Source organism: Pseudomonas sp. Irchel s3b2 (assembly GCF_900187445.1).
Lineage (GTDB): Bacteria > Pseudomonadota > Gammaproteobacteria > Pseudomonadales > Pseudomonadaceae > Aquipseudomonas.
The window spans coordinates 1,154,435-1,171,142 of sequence record NZ_FYEB01000001.1 but is presented as its reverse complement, the minus strand read 5'-3'; the positions used below and the strand labels follow the sequence as shown (position 1 = coordinate 1,171,142).

Sequence of the window (16,708 nt, the reverse complement as noted above, 5' to 3'; positions counted from 1 at the left end):
ATGGACCGAGGTGCTTTCTTCGCGGGCAAGCCTCGCTCCTACAGGTATCGGTCGTCGGCAGATTACCGACGTGGCACTCGACTTGTAGGAGCGAGGCTTGCCCGCGAAGGGGCCTGCTCAGACACTACAAGGCAATCGGCTTACGCCCGGCAAACGAATGCGCCAATGTCCCGCCGTCCACCAATTCCAGCTCGCCACCCAACGGCACGCCATGGGCGATGCGCGAGGCGATCAGGCCTTTGTTGCTGAGCAACTGGGCGATGTAATGCGCTGTGGCTTCGCCTTCCACCGTCGGGTTGGTGGCGAGGATGACTTCGGCAAACGTACCCGCCTCTTCGATCCGCGCCATCAATTGTGGAATGCCGATGGCGTCCGGCCCTAGCCCGTCGAGGGGCGACAGGTGGCCCTTGAGCACGAAGTAGCGACCGCGGAAACCGGTCTGCTCCACCGCATAAACATCCATCGGACCTTCCACCACACACAGCAAGGTGTCGTCGCGGCGTGGATCGGCGCATTGCGGGCACAGATCATCTTCGGTCAGCGTGCGGCACAAGCGGCAATGGCCCACCCCTTCCATGGCCTGGCTCAGCGCCTGGGCCAGCCGCGAACCGCCGCTGCGATCACGCTCAAGCAGTTGCAACGCCATGCGCTGGGCAGTTTTCTGACCCACACCCGGCAAAATTCGCAGGGCATCGATCAGTTGGCGAATCAAAGGGCTGAAGCTCATGGGGAAAAGTCCGACATAACAACGAGACGCGGTTTATACCCGCGCCTCGAATGAGCGTCAATTATTCAGTCTTGCGCAACCTGCAGTTCGAATTTCGGCTGTATAGAGAGCAGACCTTTGTGGCGGTATGGCGTTCGATGTTTCTTCCCGCGGACCGAGTCGACTTCTTCGCGGGCAAGCCTCGCTCCTACAGGTACAGTGTGATCCTTGTAGTAGCGAGCGGTGCGGCGATCCGACTTGCCCGCGAAGGCGTCCTGATAGACGCCGCGTGCCCTCAGCCAGAAACAAAAATGCCAGGCGCGATGCCTGGCATTTTTTTAACCCATCCGATGCGCCTTGGCGAATCAGAATGGCAGCTTCATACCCGGTGGCAATTGCATGCCAGCGGTCACGCCAGACATCTTGTCCTGGCTGTTGGCTTCGATTTTGCGCACAGCATCATTGACGGCTGCGGCGAATACCGCCTCGAGCATTTCCTTGTCGTCTTCGCTCAGGCCTTCGACCAGGCTTGGATCGATGGTCACGCGCTTGACGTCGTGACGACCGGTCATGACCACGGTGACCATATCGCCGCCGGCCTTACCGGTGACTTCGGCGTTGGCCAGTTCTTCCTGCATCTTGGCCATTTTTTCCTGCATCTGCTGCGCCTGCTTCATCAGGCCGGCCATGCCACCTTTCATCATGGGAATCACCTCAAAAGTACTTGGATAAAAACAGCGCCCGGCGAATGCGGCCAAGCGCCTTCAGTTATTAGTCCTGACTGACCAGGGCCTCGACAGGTTCAATAGTATCGTGACGGACCACCGCCCCGAACTGCTGCATCATTTGCTGGATGAACGGATCGCCGTGGATCGATTCCTCGGCCTCGCGCTGACGGTTGGCACGGCGGCGGGAGGCGGCCTGGGCCGGAGTTTCCTGCTCGGGCTTGATCAGCTCCATGCTCAGGGTCAGCGTACGCCCGTGAAACTGATTCAGCGCATCGTTGAGGCGACGTTGTTGCGTCGCGTTGAACAAGGCGCTGTGGGCCGGATCCAGGTGCAACAGCCAATTGTCGCCATCGACGGCGATCAGCGTGCAGTTGGCGGCGATGCTGCCGGTCATGCCGGACACCGCCAGTTTCGGGAACAACTCCAGCCATTGCAGGGCCAGCCCGGTGGCCGGCATCGCGGCCGGTTCAGGTTCGGGTTCCGGCGCAGGTTCGGCGGTGTGCTCGCTGGCCAGTTCATCGAGATAGCTATAAGCCGAATCCATGTCCGGCTCGATGTAGTCCTCGTCCAGCGGCGGCTCGTCGTCCAGATCCATGCCTGGCGTAGCGGCATCGACTTCGGCCACGGACGGTTCCGGGATTGGCGCTGCAGCCCATTGCGGCGCATCCGGCACCACGCTGTCCGGCGTCGGCATGGGCATCGGTGGCAATTCGGGTTGTTCGCCAGCCGTTTCCAGAACCGGCTCAAGGGCGGGCTGCTGAACAACTTCGGGCGCTATCGGGTCGTTCCACGGCAGATCGACGACTTCTTCGACTGCTACGGGCTCGACAACAGGCACGGGCTCAGGCGCGACTGGATCAGGAATGAGCACGGCCGCAACTGGCTCAGGCTCGGCTGCCATGACAGGAGCCGGTGCAACCACGGGCGCAACCGAAACCGGAGCCGGAACCGGGACAACGGCCGCAGCGACTACCGGCGCTACAACCCGCGCGGCAGCCACTGAGTTTGCGGAATCAACTGTGGCCTGGCTGATCCCCACTGTCTTTAGCGGTTGCCTCGGCGCGTCCGCAGTGTCTGCCGGCCGGAACGCAAGCATTCGCAGCAGGACCATTTCGAAGCCACCGCGCGGGTCCGGTGCCAGCGGCAAGTCCCGGCGACCGATCAGGCCCATCTGGTAATAAAACTGCACGTCTTCAGCCGGCAATGCCTGGGCTAGAGCCAATACGCGGTCACGATCGCCATGGCCATTGTCGACGCCTTCAGGCAAAGCCTGGGCGATGGCGACACGGTGCAGCACATTGAGAATTTCCGAGAGCACGCCGTTCCAGTCCGGACCTTGTTCGGCCAGATGGCGCACCGCCTCGAGCAACGCCTTGGCGTCGCCTTCGATCAGCGCATGCAGGACGTCGTAGACCTGACCATGATCGAGGGTACCGAGCATCGCCCGCACGTCGGCGGCCATGACCTTACCTTCACCGAAGGCGATGGCCTGATCGGTCAGGCTCATGGCGTCGCGCATCGAACCGTCGGCGGCTCGGCCCAGCAGCCACAGCGCGTCGTCTTCGAACGGCACGTTCTCGACGCTGAGCACGTGGGTCAGATGTTCGACCACCCGCTCCGGGGTCATGTTCTTCAGGGAGAACTGCAGACAACGCGAAAGAATCGTTGCCGGAAGTTTCTGCGGATCGGTGGTGGCCAGGATGAACTTGACGTAGGGCGGCGGCTCTTCGAGGGTTTTCAACAGCGCATTAAAGGAATGGCTGGAGAGCATGTGCACTTCGTCGATCAGGTAGACCTTGAAGCGCCCGCGGCTCGGCGCGTATTGCACATTGTCGAGCAACTCGCGGGTGTCTTCGACCTTGGTCCGGCTCGCGGCGTCGATCTCGATCAGGTCGACGAAGCGGCCTTCATCGATTTCGCGGCACACCGAGCACTCGCCACAGGGGGTCGAAGTGATACCTGTTTCACAGTTCAGGCATTTGGCGATGATCCGCGCAATGGTGGTCTTGCCGACCCCGCGGGTACCGGTAAAAAGGTACGCGTGGTGCAGCCGCTGGCTGTCCAAGGCATTGATCAGAGCCTTGAGCACATGGGTCTGGCCGACCATTTCGCCGAACGAGCGCGGACGCCATTTACGTGCAAGAACCTGATAACTCATCGAAAACCGTCGCAACGAAGGAACAGAAGCGGCTAATGCTAGCGGAGCAAGGCCAAAATTGCATCCGGTGCGCTCGTCTATTCTGGCTAAGCTGCACTTTGTGGGGGCTTTTATTGACTCAGGTTTGAGCCGTACCGGAGCGTTTATGCGTTTTGCCTTGGGGGCATTGCTGTTGATCAGCCTGAGCGTCGCGGCCACCGAGGCGCCGTTACGGTTTGTCGTGTCCGACAGCTGGGCCATGCCCATGGTGCAAATCGAGCGTGGCCGACCGACCCAAGGCATCCTGCACGATATGATGATCAGCCTGGCGACTCAGGTCGGCGTGCCGGCCGAGTTTCACATTTTGCCTAGGGCACGGGTGCAGAACGCCATGGAGCACGGCGAAGTCGATGTGCGCTGTTATATCTCGAAATCCTGGCTGCCGAATCAATCTGGCGACTATATCTGGAGCGCTCCGCTGCTGGTTCAGCGCGACTTGCTGATTGGCCGGCGAGTCTCACCTTCGATCGATCCGGCAGATCTGCCGCACCAGTCGATCGGCACCGTGCGCGGCTATAGCTACCCGACATTGCAACCGCTGTTCGACGCCGACCGGCTGCATCGCGATGACGCGCGCAATCAGGAACAAGTGCTGGAAAAATTGCTGGCCGGGCGTTACCAGTACGCGGTGAGCAACCAATGGACCCTGGACTGGTTCAACCAGCGCCTGCTGCCCGACCAGCAACTGCAAAGCGTAGCGCTGGTGCACGAACAAAGTGTCGGTTGCTACATGCGCAACGACCCCAAGCTGCCTGTGCAGCGCATTCTGCGCACATTGCAGCAGATGAAAACGTCCGGGGAGATCGATGACATCATCCGGCTCTATACCGGCAACCCTGATGCCAGCCTGTAGCGCATGATGGCTCAGGCTGTCTGGTCGAGCGCTTGCCATTGCGACGGAGCGACAAACCCCGCCACCCAGCCCGGCACCTCATCGGACGGCATCGGGCGGGCGATGAAATAACCTTGAGCGACTTCGCATCCCAGCCGCAACAGCAATTCACCGTGCTCAACGCTTTCCAGTCCCTCGGCTATCACTTGCCGGCCGAATGCCCGGGCCAGGCCAATCACCGCCGTGGTCAGAGCCAAATCATCACGATCGATCAGAATGTCACGCACGAATGACTTATCGATCTTGATGGTTTGGGTGCGTAAACGCTTGAGGTAGCTCAGGGACGAATAACCCGTGCCAAAGTCACCCAGGGAAAACTGCACCCCCAACGCCTGGCAGGCCTGCAAACAGGCGCTGACATGCTGGATATTCTCGATCGCCACCGACTCGACGATTTCCAGATCGAGCATCTGCGGCGCGACCTGAGCATGTCGAGCGAGTACGTGCTTGAGTCGGTCGACGAAATCGGCGCGCTGAAAATGTCGCGCCGCGATATTGATACTCACCGGCCAGTCCTGCCCCGCCTGCTGCCAACGGTGCAACTGCGACAGAACCTGATCCATCACCCACTCACCGATATCGATGATCAGGTCCGTATCCTCCACCAGCGGCAAAAACTCCCGAGGTGACACCAAGCCGTTTTGCGGGTGCTCCCAACGCAACAACGCCTCGAAACCGACGACCACGCCATGGCGCATGTTCACCTTGGGTTGAAAATGCAGGCGCAATTCACCGGCGACCAGCGCCTGACGCACCCGATCGACGGTCTGGTGAGTGGCCTTGACCTCCTGATCCCGGGACACATCAAACAGATGAAAGCGGTTTCGCCCGCTTTGCTTGGCCACATACATCGCCTGATCGGCGTGACGCAGCAGGGTTTCGGCATCTTCATGGTCATGGGGAAACAGGGTGACGCCGATACTGGCAAACACATTGATGTCCTTGCCGTGCAGCGCGTACGGCGCGGAAATCGCCCTCAACACGCGATTCAGTGCTGCGTGCAATTCCGGCAGATCACGCACATATCGCAACACCAGCACAAACTCGTCACCGGCCAGTCGCGCCACCACGTCTTCGCCGCGCACAATATCGCGCAAGCGCTTGGCCACCTCCACCAGCAACATATCGCCACTGGCGTGCCCGTAACCGTCGTTGACCGCCTTGAACCCATCGAGGTCCAGCATGCACACCGCCAACGGAATGTTTTCATGCCGGGAGAACTCCAGCGCCTGATCCAGCAGATCCGACAGGAATGCGCGATTGGGCAGCCCGGTCAGCACGTCATGCCCGACCCGCCATTGCAAAGATTGCAGCAGTTGACGTTTTTCGCTGATATCGAAACGAATCGACAGGTATCGATCAATGCGCCCTTTGGCTTCATCGAACACCGGCACCATGGTGCTATCGACCCAATACAAGCTGCCATCCTTGGCGCGATTACAGATCTCGCCCTTCCAGATGTTACCCAGGGCGATGGTGCGCCACATGGCGGCGAAGAAATCGGCGCAATGCAAGCCGGAGTTCAGCAGACGATGGTTCTGCCCCAGCAACTCCTCGCGGCTGTAGCCGGATACAGCGCAGAATTGGTCGTTGACATAGGTAATCCGGCCATCCAGATCGGTCTCGGAAAAAATAGCGGCGGCATCCACGGCCCTGCGGTATTTCTCATCCATGAGTGAGGCTCACTGTCGCTAGCGGAGGTACCGCTCGACCAGCGCAGAATGCCCGGAAGAGATATTTTGAGAAGTACAGCGCAGAGACACGTTATCGCTCCATGAACAACATTTGATGGCCTCCGGATCGCCGCAGAACAACCAGGCTCAAAGGCCTTGGGCAAGGTAAGCAATACCGACCCTGGTAACATTTTTCGAGGGGTTTCAGACCGCCAAGGGCCTCTCCGCACACCGGGCAAGAGAAGACAATGCTGGCTTTTTCATATCGCCTAAACTTCAGAAAGCAGATCACTAAAAACCTTTCCGAAGCGGCGATTCTACGAAATGCATCACATTTTGCAAAGCAAGGTGATGGATCATGCAGTTGTCTAATGCAAAAATCTATCGTTAAGTTCTTGATTCTAAATGGGAATTGAGCGATGCAAATTTCAAGTTTGGGTCCAGCCATCCGACGCTACCGCAAGGTCGCAGGGCTTACTCAGGCTGAACTCGGCGAAAAAACCGGTTTTGACCCCAAAACCATCAGCCGCTTCGAAACGGGCACCTATACCCCCAGCGTGGAAGCATTGTTTTTGCTTGCCGACGTGCTGGGCGTGAAGCTGAAAGCCTTTTTCGCAGATCTGGGCGACGAAGATGAACAGCGGGCGTACCTGTTCAGCGTCATACACAAAGCCACCCCGAAGGATCTGGGAAAGCTGATCGCAGCGGTTGACCAGGCCTTGTCCAAGCCTTAGTGCCAGTAATGAAAAAAGGAGACCGACCTGTCGAATACGACAGATCGGCCTCCTTTTTTTGTATCCCGCTCTTTAATTCGGAAACGACGAAAAACCGCCCTGGATGAGCCCCATGGCAGCAGAAACAAAACAGTATTTTTAGATAGAAAACACGAAAGAGGATTCGTGCTGCGTTATGGTGGCGACCCCACCAGCCACACCCCGGCACACAATGTCACCGCTGCGGCTGCTCCCTTCCAGGCCTGACCGGGTTCACGGCTGATCGTTGCGGGGGGACCGATGGGGTCACCATAACGACGCTCACCTGACGGCGAGCCGCGCCATTGTACCTATCTGAGACGAAGTTACAACCGTTCGGGGATATTAAAAAATATGAGCGGCTTCAAGGACATGCGCTGGCCTAAAAGATCGCCCCTGCTACAGGGGCGATCTTTTGATCCTATTGCGCCAACACCTCATCCGCCCTGCCGCCCTCCTGCTGAATCACCAGGTGAATGAAGTGCAGCTTGGCAATCACCGCCGACGGCAGGACGAACGGGTAGAAATCCGGCTGACCCATGCTGCGTGACAATTCATTGAGCATGCCGGCCAGTTCGATCCATGCATTGACGAACGACAGGAACGCCGGGCCGCCGGGATGCTGTGGGTCGAATAGCGTACTGGGCGGAAACGGCTGGTAATCGAAATCCATTTCCTGCGCACTCATGCCAAAACCCAGGGCGGTGTCCACCGCATCCATCATGTGCAAGTAGTGAGCCCAGGTTTCCGCCCAGTCTTCCCAAGGGTGCATGGTGGCGTAGGCGCTGACGTAATGGTGCTGCCAGTCAAGCGGCGCGCCTTGCTGATAATGTCGTTCGAGCGCCTCGGCGTAACTGGCACGCTCGTCGCCGAACAAGCCGCGGAACGGTTCCAGCCAATGACTGTTGGCGACCAGGCGGTCCCAGTAGTAATGCCCTACCTCATGACGAAAGTGACCGAGCAGCGTGCGATAAGGTTCGTGCATTTGCACGCGAACCTGCTCGCGGTGGGCGTCGTCGGCTTCTTTGATATCGAGGGTGATTAGTCCATTGGCATGTCCGGTGGTTGGCAGTTTGCCTTCGAGGTCGATACCGATGAAATCGAAGGCCAGACCGATGTCTTCGTCCATGGATTTCGCAATGACCTGCAAGCCCAGACTGATCAGCTGCGCCACCAGACGACGCTTGGCGATTTCCACGTTGCGCCAGTGCTCGTGATTCTCGGGGATCGACAGGTCGGGGATGGTGCGATTCAGGCTACAGGCGATGCACAACGTATCGTGATCATTGACCGGCAGCAGCCAGTTGCACGCGGCCGGAGAATCGAGATTGGCGCAGCGGCGAAATACACCGGCGTCGGGATTGGCGTCGAGCAACCAGGTATCCGCTTGCGGGCCGGGCTGCAACGACGACAAGCGGCTCTGCTGCGGCTGATAACCCAGCGCCGCCGTACAGGCCAGGCACTGGCTGTTGCGAAAAAACAACGACTGCCCGCAGCGGCAATGCCAGACCTTGCTGTTGCGCGAACGCTCCCCCATGAAAGGCGCGGCGATGCGTGAACTGAGCTGTTCGAAGAAGCGGTACATGGCGATCTCTCCCTGGAGCCTGCCAAGACTAGATCATTCTTGTACCGTGATCGTTCCCACGCTCTGCGTGGGAATGCCGCCCTGGACGCTCCGCGTCCACTGTGACGCAGAGCGTCACGGGATGCGTTACCACGCAGAGCGTGGGAACGATCAGTTAAACCGAAATATTGTGTTTGCCAAGAAACCCGACAAACGCCTCTTCATCCAGCACCTTCAACCCCAGCTCATTGGCCTTGGCCAGCTTCGAACCCGCACCTGGGCCGGCGACCACGCAATGGGTCTTGGCCGAAACGGAACCGGCCACCTTGGCACCGAGGCTTTCAAGTTTGTCCTTGGCGACATCGCGACTCATCAGCTCCAGCGAACCGGTCAGCACCCAGGTTTGCCCGGCCAACGGCAACCCTTCGACGACCTTTTTCTCGCTCTGCCAATGCATACCGAAATCCCGCAGCTGCTTTTCTGCGGCCTCGGCGAGTTGACGATTTTCCGCCCCCGCAAAAAACTCGCGAACCGAAGTCGCCTGCTTCTCCGGCAGCGCCTGACGCATGTCCAGCCAATCAGCACTCATCACCGCTTCGAGCGAGCCGAACTTGTCCGCAAGCTTCTGCGCCCCGCCCGGCCCGACCGACGGAATGTGCAACTTGTCGAGGAAGCCGCCCAGCGTGGTACTGGCGGAAAATTCGGCACCCAGCTCGCCCTGGTCCTGAATCTGCAGGCCATGCTTGAGCAGATCCTTGATCACTTGCTGGTTATGCGGGTCTTCGAAGAAGCTGTGAATCTCGTGAGCCACTTCCAGCCCGACATCCGGCAAGTACGTGAGCACGTGCGGCAATGCCTGCTGAACCCGCTCCAGCGAGCCGAGAGAGCGCGCAAGGACCTTGGCCGTCTCTTCGCCGACATCAGGAATGCCCAAGGCGTAGATAAACCGCGCCAGACTCGGCTGCTTGCTGTCTTCGATTGCACCGAGCAGGTTCTTGCTCGACAGTTCGGCAAAGCCTTCCAGGTCGACGATCTGCTCGAACGTCAGGGCATAGAGATCGGCCGGCGAACTCACCAGGCCTTCGTCCACCAGTTGCTCGACGCTCTTTTCGCCCAGGCCTTCGATGTCCATGGCGCGGCGCGAAACGAAGTGAATGATCGCTTGCTTGAGTTGCGCACCGCAGGCCAGACGGCCGACACAGCGATACACCGCGCCTTCGCTGATGGTCTCGCGGCCCTTGCTGCGCTTGACCAGTTGCGTGCGCTCGACATGAGAACCACAAACCGGGCACTGCTCGGGAATCTGTACTGGCCGGGCATCTTCCGGACGGCGCTCGGTGACCACTTGCACCACTTGCGGAATCACGTCACCGGCGCGGCGGATGATCACCGTATCGCCAATCATCAGGCCCAGACGCGCAACTTCATCCATGTTGTGCAAGGTCGCATTGGCCACGGTGACACCCGCGACCCTCACCGGTTTCAAGCGCGCCACCGGCGTCACGGCACCGGTGCGACCGACCTGGAATTCCACGTCGAGCAGTTCGGTGAGCTCTTCCATGGCCGGGAATTTGTGGGCAATCGCCCAGCGCGGCTCGCGAGCGCGGAAACCCAGCTCACGCTGGGACGCGATGCTGTTGACCTTGAACACCACGCCATCGATTTCATACTGGAGCGCATTGCGGCGCTCACCGATGTCGCGATAGTAATCCAGGCATTCTTCGATGCCATGCGCCAGTTTCAGCTCATGACTGATCGGCATCCCCCAGGCTTTGAGTTGCTTCAGATTGCCAATGTGCGTGTCGGCAATATCGGCCGAAATCTGACCGATGCCGTAGCAGCAGAATTCCAGCGGACGGTTGGCGGTGATCTTCGAATCCAGCTGTCGCAAGCTGCCTGCCGCTGCGTTACGCGGGTTGGCGAAGGTCTTGCCGCCGACTTCCAGTTGCGTGGCGTTGAGTCGCTCGAACCCAGCTTTGGACATAAACACTTCGCCACGCACTTCCAGGGTCGCCGGCCAGCCGGTGCCATGCAGCTTGAGCGGGATATTGCGCACGGTGCGTACGTTGACGCTGATGTCTTCACCGGTGGTGCCATCGCCACGGGTGGCGCCGCGCACCAGCACACCGTCTTGATAGAGCAGACTGACCGCCAGGCCATCGAGCTTGGGTTCGCAGCTGTACTCCACCGCCGCGCCACTGCCGAACAGGTCGCCGACCGGCAGGTCCAGACCTTCCGTCACCCGGCGATCGAACTCACGCATATCGGTTTCTTCGAAGGCGTTGCCCAGGCTGAGCATCGGCACTTCATGACGCACCTGAGTGAACGCCGACAGCGCCGCGCTGCCGACACGCTGGGTCGGCGAGTCGCTGGTAATCAGTTCAGGATGGGCCGCTTCGAGGGCCTTGAGCTCGTGGAACAAGCGATCGTATTCGGCGTCCGGAATGCTCGGCTCGTCCAGCACGTGGTAGCGATAGTTGTGCTGATCGAGTTCGGCGCGCAGCTCTAGAATGCGGGTTTTGGCGGCGGTCATGGGTGTTCTCTCATAAAGCAAAAGAGCAGCCGAGGCTGCTCAATTTGTTGATGCGGTGCAGATTCATTGTAGGAGTCCGGCTTGCCGGCGAAGGCGTACTTGAGATCGCCTTCGCCGGCAAGCCGGGCTCCTACAGGGCATGGAAGTCGCGACTCAATCTTCCACACGTTACCAATTTCAGCGCTTCTGGGTCAGGGCGCGGCGTTCGAACTCGACGATGCGCTGACGGTAGTGCTCGATAGTCTGGGCGGTCAGCACGCTGCGCTGGTCGTCTTTCAGTTCGCCATTCAGCTCCTGGGACAGTTTGCGTGCCGCAGCCACCATCACGTCGAAGGCTTGCTTGGGATGACGCGGGCCTGGCAGACCGAGGAAGAAACTCACTGCCGGGGTGCTGAAATGATCGATGTCATCCAGATCGAAGACACCTGGCTTGACCGCATTGGCCATGGAGAACAGGACTTCGCCGTTACCGGCCATGCTTTCGTGACGGTGGAAAATGTCCATCTCGCCGAAACGCAGACCGCTTTCCAGAATGTTCTGCAACAGTGCCGGGCCCTTGAAGCCGGCCGGGTCGCGGCAGATCACGCTGATCACCAGCACTTCTTCGGCTTGCGGCTGATCTTTATCGACCGAGCTGGCGGGCTTGGTGTCATCCGGGAAATCGTCGTCACGGCTGTTGAAGCTCGGGCCGCCGTCCAGGTCCAGGTTGAGGTTCAAGTCGCCTTGCGATGGCTCGCCATGACCACGCTTGCCACGCTTGGAACCCGACTCGCGAGGCTCACGGGCAGGCATGCTCACCGACGGCAGATCATGCTCGTCCAGTTGCGGCTCTTTATGGTTATCCAGCACGCGGGGCGGGCCCAACAGCTCGGCGCTGGTGTCCTCGTCCGGCAGATTGGACAAACTTCGGTCAAGACGGAATTTCAGTTTTCCCTTGCCGCCGCGCATGCGACGCCAGCCATCGAAAAGAATACCGGCAATGACAATAATGCCGATGACGATCAGCCACTCGCGCAGACCGATTTCCATTTAATCCCGTGCCTCTATGAAAAATGCTGAAAAATAAGGGGTTTACATTGTGTAAACCGCTTTAAAACGTGGCGCCAACTCTATGTTCTGACAGGCGTTTTGCCCACGTATACGAAAAATTGACATTAAACTAGCACGACCAAAGACAACTTTACACCGTCTGTCACAATGGCTTGCGCGAATATGTCGATTGGCCAGCAAGTCAAGGCAGGTAAAAATCCCTACAGCTCAAAAATACTTGCCCTACAAGCAATGACTCAAGCGTCCACCATCGCCATCGCCTCCTCCACATCCACCGCCACCAAACGCGAGCAACCGGGTTCGTGCATCGTCACCCCCATCAATTGATCGGCCATTTCCATGGCGATCTTGTTGTGGGTGATGTAGATGAACTGCACCGTCTGCGACATCTCTTTGACCAGCCGTGCGTAGCGTCCAACGTTAGCGTCATCCAATGGTGCGTCAACCTCATCGAGCATGCAGAACGGCGCCGGGTTCAACTTGAAGATGGCAAATACCAGGGCCAATGCGGTCAGGGCTTTTTCGCCACCGGAGAGCAAATGGATGGTGCTGTTCTTCTTTCCTGGCGGCTGCGCCATGATCGTTACCCCTGTATCGAGTAGATCTTCGCCCGTCAGTTCCAAATACGCGCGTCCTCCACCGAAAACTTTTGGGAAAAGGGCCTGTAAACCGCCATTGATCTGATCAAAGGTATCTTTGAAGCGGTTTCGGGTTTCCTTGTCGATCTTGCGAATCACGTTCTCGAGGGTGTCCAGCGCTTCCACCAGATCGTCGTTCTGAGCATCCAGATAACGTTTACGCTCGGATTGTTGCTGGTATTCGTCGATGGCCGCGAGGTTGATCGCGCCGAGGCGCTGAATTCGTGCAGCAATGCGCTCGAGTTCTTCTTCGGCATCTTTCTCGTTGGCCCCGGCCAGCAGCGTGGCGAGCACGCCGTTGAGGTCGTAGCCATCCTCGAGCAGTTGATCCTGCAAGGTCTTGCGCCGCACCGTCAGCGCTTGCCATTCCATGCGCTGCTGCTCGAGCTGGCTGCGAATCAACTGGGATTGCTGCTCGGCCTGAGTGCGGCGCTTTTCAGCATCACGCAGTTCGCGGTCGGCGTCTTCCAGGGCGATTTGCGCGGTCTTGAGTTCTTCGTCGACGGTCATGCGCTTGTCGAGCAGCTCTTCGAGTTTCAGCCGCAGCTCTTCCAGCGGCGCCTCGCCCTCCTCCAGGTTGAGGCTCAGCTGTTCGCGCTTCTCGGTCAGACGCTCGGACTGCATTTCCAGCCGTTCGAGGGCCTGACGAGTGGAATCGTGTTGCGCCTTCAGCGAACCGAGGCGCACCGCCAATTGATGCGCATGGTCCTTGTGTTGCCGGGCTTCCTGACGCACCCGGTCGAGACGTTCGCGCAAGCTGTCGCGCTGCGCCAACAGCAACTCGCGCTGCTCGGTGTCCAGCGCCATGCTGTCGAGGGCTTCCTGCAATTGCAGGCGTGCCTCGCCGATGTTTTCGTGTTCCAGGGCGCGTTGCTCGCTCAGCTCGGCAAGTTCTTCATCGAGACGGGTGCGGCGCAGGGTCAACTGCTCGACTTTGGCTTTACCGGCGGACAACTGGGCTTTCAATTCGCCTTGCTGACGGGCTTCGTCTTGCAGCAGGCGGCGCAAATGTTCGCGGCCGTTTTCCTGCTGACGCTGTTGCGCCCTGAGATTTTGAAGTTGGGTTTCCAGGGTTTCGACCGTGGCTTCGCGCTCTTCGCGTTCAACGCCCAACCGCTGGATTTCCTGGCCTCGGGCGAGTACACCGCTTTCCGCTTCGCTGGCCCGGCGCACACGCAAAAAGTGTCGGCCGACCCAGTAACCGTCGCGGCTGATCAGGCTTTGCCCGGCGGCCAATTGCCCGCGCAAGGCCAAGGCCTGCTCAAGGCTGTCGACCGGTTTGACCTGCCCCAGCCATGGCGACAAATCAATCTGCGCCTCGACCTTGTCGAGCAAACTGCCAGGCACGCGCACGCCATCGCCGGCCGGGCTGAGCAGGCGCAAATCGCCTTGGGCAAACCCGGCCAGATCGAAATCACCAAAGTCATCCACCAGCACCGCTTGCAGGTCGGCGCCGAGCACGGTTTCCACCGCCAGCTCCCAACCGGCCTCGACCTTCAGGCCTTCGGCCAGACGCGGACGATCCGCCAGATGCTGTTCGCGCAGCCATTCGGCAGTGCCGGTGCCGGGATCGAGCGCGGCTTGCTGCAAGGCTTCCAACGACGCCAATCGACCGTTGAGCCGCTGCAAATCACCTTGGGCTTGCTGCTGATTTTGCAGCGCCAATTGCAATTCCTGACGCAGTTGCTCAAGCCGTTCGACCTGAGCCTCTTCGCTGGCCTGCAAGTCTTCCAGAGTGGCCTCGGACGCAGCCAACTGCTCGCTGAGCTCAATGATCGCCGCGTCTTCCGGATCCGCCGAGAGCAATGCACGTTCTTCGCCAAGACGTTTCTGGCGATCGGCCAAACGTTCCATGCTGGTTTCCAGCTGCTGGATCCGCGACTGCTGAACTTCAGACTGGCGGCGTGGCTCGGCGGCGGTGAGGTTGAACGTGTCCCACTGCTCCTGCCAGCCGTGCATTGTGGCTTCGGATTCCTCCAATGCCGCGGCGGCCTCTTCGGCGGCGGCACTGGTGACTTCCTGTTCCGGCGTGAGCATGTCCAGCTCTTCGCCCAAGGTCAGCAGCAAGGTGCGGTCGTGACCCAAGTGAGACTCGGTTTCCAGCCGCGCGCGCTCGGCTTCCTTCAGGTCGTCCTGCAACTGACGCAAGCGCTGCTGACCGTGCTGGATGCTCTGTTCGACCCGGGCGATGTCACCGCCGACCGAATAAAAACGCCCCTGCACCAGATTGAAGCGTTCGGACAGATCGTGATGACCGTCACGCAGGCGTTCGATGGCCGCGTCAGCATTGCGTTGCTCGGCCACCAGGGCTTCGAAGGTGACTTCCTGAGTGCCGATGATCGACTCGCGCTGGCCTACCTGCTCGTTCAATGCCTGCCAGCGCAGGGCTGACAATTGGGCCTTGAGCTGACGCTCTTCGCCTTTGTATTCCTGATACTTCTTGGCGGCCTCGGCCTGGCGGTGCAAGCGTTCAAGCTGACGCTCGAGCTCTTCGCGCAGGTCGGTCAGGCGGGCAAGGTTTTCGTGGGTACGGCGGATACGGTTTTCAGTCTCGCGCCGACGTTCCTTGTACTTGGAAATACCGGCGGCTTCTTCGATGAAATTGCGCAGGTCTTCAGGCTTGGACTCGATCAGCTTGGAGATCATCCCCTGCTCGATAATCGAATAGCTGCGCGGGCCCAGGCCGGTACCCAGAAAGATGTCAGTAATATCGCGGCGCCGGCATTTGGTGCCGTTGAGGTAGTAGGTGGTCTGGCTGTCGCGGGTCACTTTGCGGCGAATGGAAATTTCCGCATAGGCAGCCCACTCGCCGAGCAGGGTGCCGTCGGAGTTATCGAACACCAGCTCAATGCTGGCCTGGCTCACCGGTTTACGGCTGGTCGAGCCGTTAAAGATGACGTCAGTCATCGACTCGCCGCGCAAGTTCTTGGCCGAGCTCTCGCCCATCACCCAACGCACGGCGTCGATGATGTTCGACTTGCCGCAACCATTGGGCCCGACCACCGCCGCCATGTTACTGGGGAAGTTCACCGTGGTCGGGTCGACGAAGGATTTGAACCCCGCCAGTTTGATGCACTTGAGCCGCACGCTTAAGCGACCGTCAGGGCAGAAACCACCAGATCGCAACTGCGCTGGGCATACGCCGTCAGCACCACGCGGATCTGAGGAAAGTCACGAGCCAGCACGGCAGCAAGCAAGCGTTCGAACAGCTCGAGGAACTCACTCATCGAGGCCTTGCGCTGATCCAGGGCGAGGAAATACGCGCGGCTCATGGCCGGCTGCAAATTCTCGACGGTTTCCTGCAAATACGGGTTGTTGGCGAACGGATACGCGGCGCGCATCACGCTGAAGCTGTCGTCGACGAACGTGCGGATGTCCTGGCGCTCATAGCTGGCGGTCAGGCGCTGCTGGATCTGCACGAACGGCACCATGTCAGCCTGGACTTGCCAGCCGCTGGCCACGGCGTTGCCGAGCAGAATGTACAACTCGCTCATCAGCGTGCACAGACTCTGCACCTTGTGCGCCGTGAGTTCGGTCACGTGGGCGCCACGTCGCGGCAAAATCGCGATCAAGTGACGGCGCTCGAGGATCAGCAAGGCCTCACGGACTGAACCGCGGCTGACATTGAGCGCCAGCGTGACCTTCTGTTCCTGGATGCGCTCCCCCGGCTTCATTTCGCCGCGAATAATACGTTCGGCGAGGTGGTGAGCGATTTGCTCGGCGAGGCTGTCCGGCGCCTTGAACGTCATGGTTGTCCTTCAAACTCTTCGATCTGCACAAGCGGCGCAGTGTAGCGCAATTGATGGTTCATAGCGGAGTGCCCACCCAGCGGTTTTTGGCACGATTCAAGCAAAAGGCAAGCTATCCCGTGAGGGTCAATAATGAAGGAACGAGTCGTTGATCGACAAAATGCCATTTCCTGACCTTTAAGTCAGAAAATCATTGACCGAAAAGTCAGACCTGATAAATTCGGCT

Annotated in this window: 11 protein-coding genes and 1 other RNA gene; 2 read left to right on the top strand and 10 right to left on the bottom strand. The window is 59.4% G+C overall.

The genetic code is table 11. From position 1 onward, the window contains the following. Positions 1-124: 124 nt before the first annotated feature. The 3 genes from recR to dnaX all read right to left on the bottom strand — a co-directional run bounded on the left by recR (position 125) and on the right by dnaX (position 3,592). The gene (recR, locus tag CKW20_RS05510) at positions 125-727 is read right to left on the bottom strand and encodes a recombination mediator RecR (protein WP_095051991.1); all 603 of its coding nucleotides are present in this window, start codon (positions 725-727) and stop codon (positions 125-127) included. Positions 728-1,071: 344 nt separating this feature from the next. After that, the gene (locus CKW20_RS05505; RefSeq protein WP_007905413.1) at positions 1,072-1,410 is read right to left on the bottom strand and encodes a YbaB/EbfC family nucleoid-associated protein; all 339 of its coding nucleotides are present in this window, start codon (positions 1,408-1,410) and stop codon (positions 1,072-1,074) included. A 67-nt stretch (positions 1,411-1,477) separates the two neighbouring features. Next, complete coding sequence (gene dnaX, locus CKW20_RS05500; protein WP_095051990.1) at positions 1,478-3,592, bottom strand: DNA polymerase III subunit gamma/tau; 2,115 nt, start codon at positions 3,590-3,592, stop codon at positions 1,478-1,480. Between the two features lie 145 nt (positions 3,593-3,737). Between dnaX and CKW20_RS05495 the strand changes: the two genes are divergently transcribed. After that, positions 3,738-4,484, top strand: a complete 747-nt coding sequence (locus CKW20_RS05495) for an ABC transporter substrate-binding protein (protein WP_095051989.1) — start codon at positions 3,738-3,740, stop codon at positions 4,482-4,484. A gap of 11 nt (positions 4,485-4,495) precedes the next feature. On the opposite strand, the gene CKW20_RS05490 is transcribed toward CKW20_RS05495, so the two are convergent. Continuing rightward, positions 4,496-6,196 carry a bifunctional diguanylate cyclase/phosphodiesterase gene (locus tag CKW20_RS05490; protein WP_095051988.1) on the bottom strand — a complete coding sequence of 567 codons (1,701 nt, stop codon included), beginning with the start codon at positions 6,194-6,196 and terminating at the stop codon, positions 4,496-4,498. A 419-nt stretch (positions 6,197-6,615) separates the two neighbouring features. On the opposite strand from CKW20_RS05490, the gene CKW20_RS05485 reads away from it, so the two are divergent. Next, entirely contained in the window at positions 6,616-6,930 is a 315-nt protein-coding gene (locus CKW20_RS05485; protein WP_007933342.1) for a helix-turn-helix domain-containing protein, read from the top strand. 185 nt (positions 6,931-7,115) lie between these two features. Here the strand turns inward: CKW20_RS05485 and ffs are convergent. The 6 genes from ffs to CKW20_RS05455 all read right to left on the bottom strand — a co-directional run bounded on the left by ffs (position 7,116) and on the right by CKW20_RS05455 (position 16,482). Then, an RNA gene (gene ffs / locus CKW20_RS05480) (signal recognition particle sRNA small type) lies at positions 7,116-7,212 on the bottom strand. A 157-nt stretch (positions 7,213-7,369) separates the two neighbouring features. After that, entirely contained in the window at positions 7,370-8,533 is a 1,164-nt protein-coding gene (locus CKW20_RS05475) for a putative zinc-binding metallopeptidase (RefSeq protein WP_095051987.1), read from the bottom strand. Positions 8,534-8,687: 154 nt separating this feature from the next. Then, positions 8,688-11,045 carry an NAD-dependent DNA ligase LigA gene (gene ligA, locus CKW20_RS05470; protein WP_095051986.1) on the bottom strand — a complete coding sequence of 786 codons (2,358 nt, stop codon included), beginning with the start codon at positions 11,043-11,045 and terminating at the stop codon, positions 8,688-8,690. Positions 11,046-11,222: 177 nt separating this feature from the next. Next, positions 11,223-12,074, bottom strand: a complete 852-nt coding sequence (gene zipA, locus CKW20_RS05465; protein WP_095051985.1) for a cell division protein ZipA — start codon at positions 12,072-12,074, stop codon at positions 11,223-11,225. Between the two features lie 257 nt (positions 12,075-12,331). Next, positions 12,332-15,820, bottom strand: a complete 3,489-nt coding sequence (gene smc, locus CKW20_RS05460) for a chromosome segregation protein SMC (protein WP_095051984.1) — start codon at positions 15,818-15,820, stop codon at positions 12,332-12,334. A gap of 2 nt (positions 15,821-15,822) precedes the next feature. Beyond that, on the bottom strand, positions 15,823-16,482 hold the full coding sequence (locus tag CKW20_RS05455) for a GntR family transcriptional regulator (RefSeq protein ID WP_095051983.1): 660 nt from the start codon (positions 16,480-16,482) through the stop codon (positions 15,823-15,825). Positions 16,483-16,708: the final 226 nt, after the last annotated feature.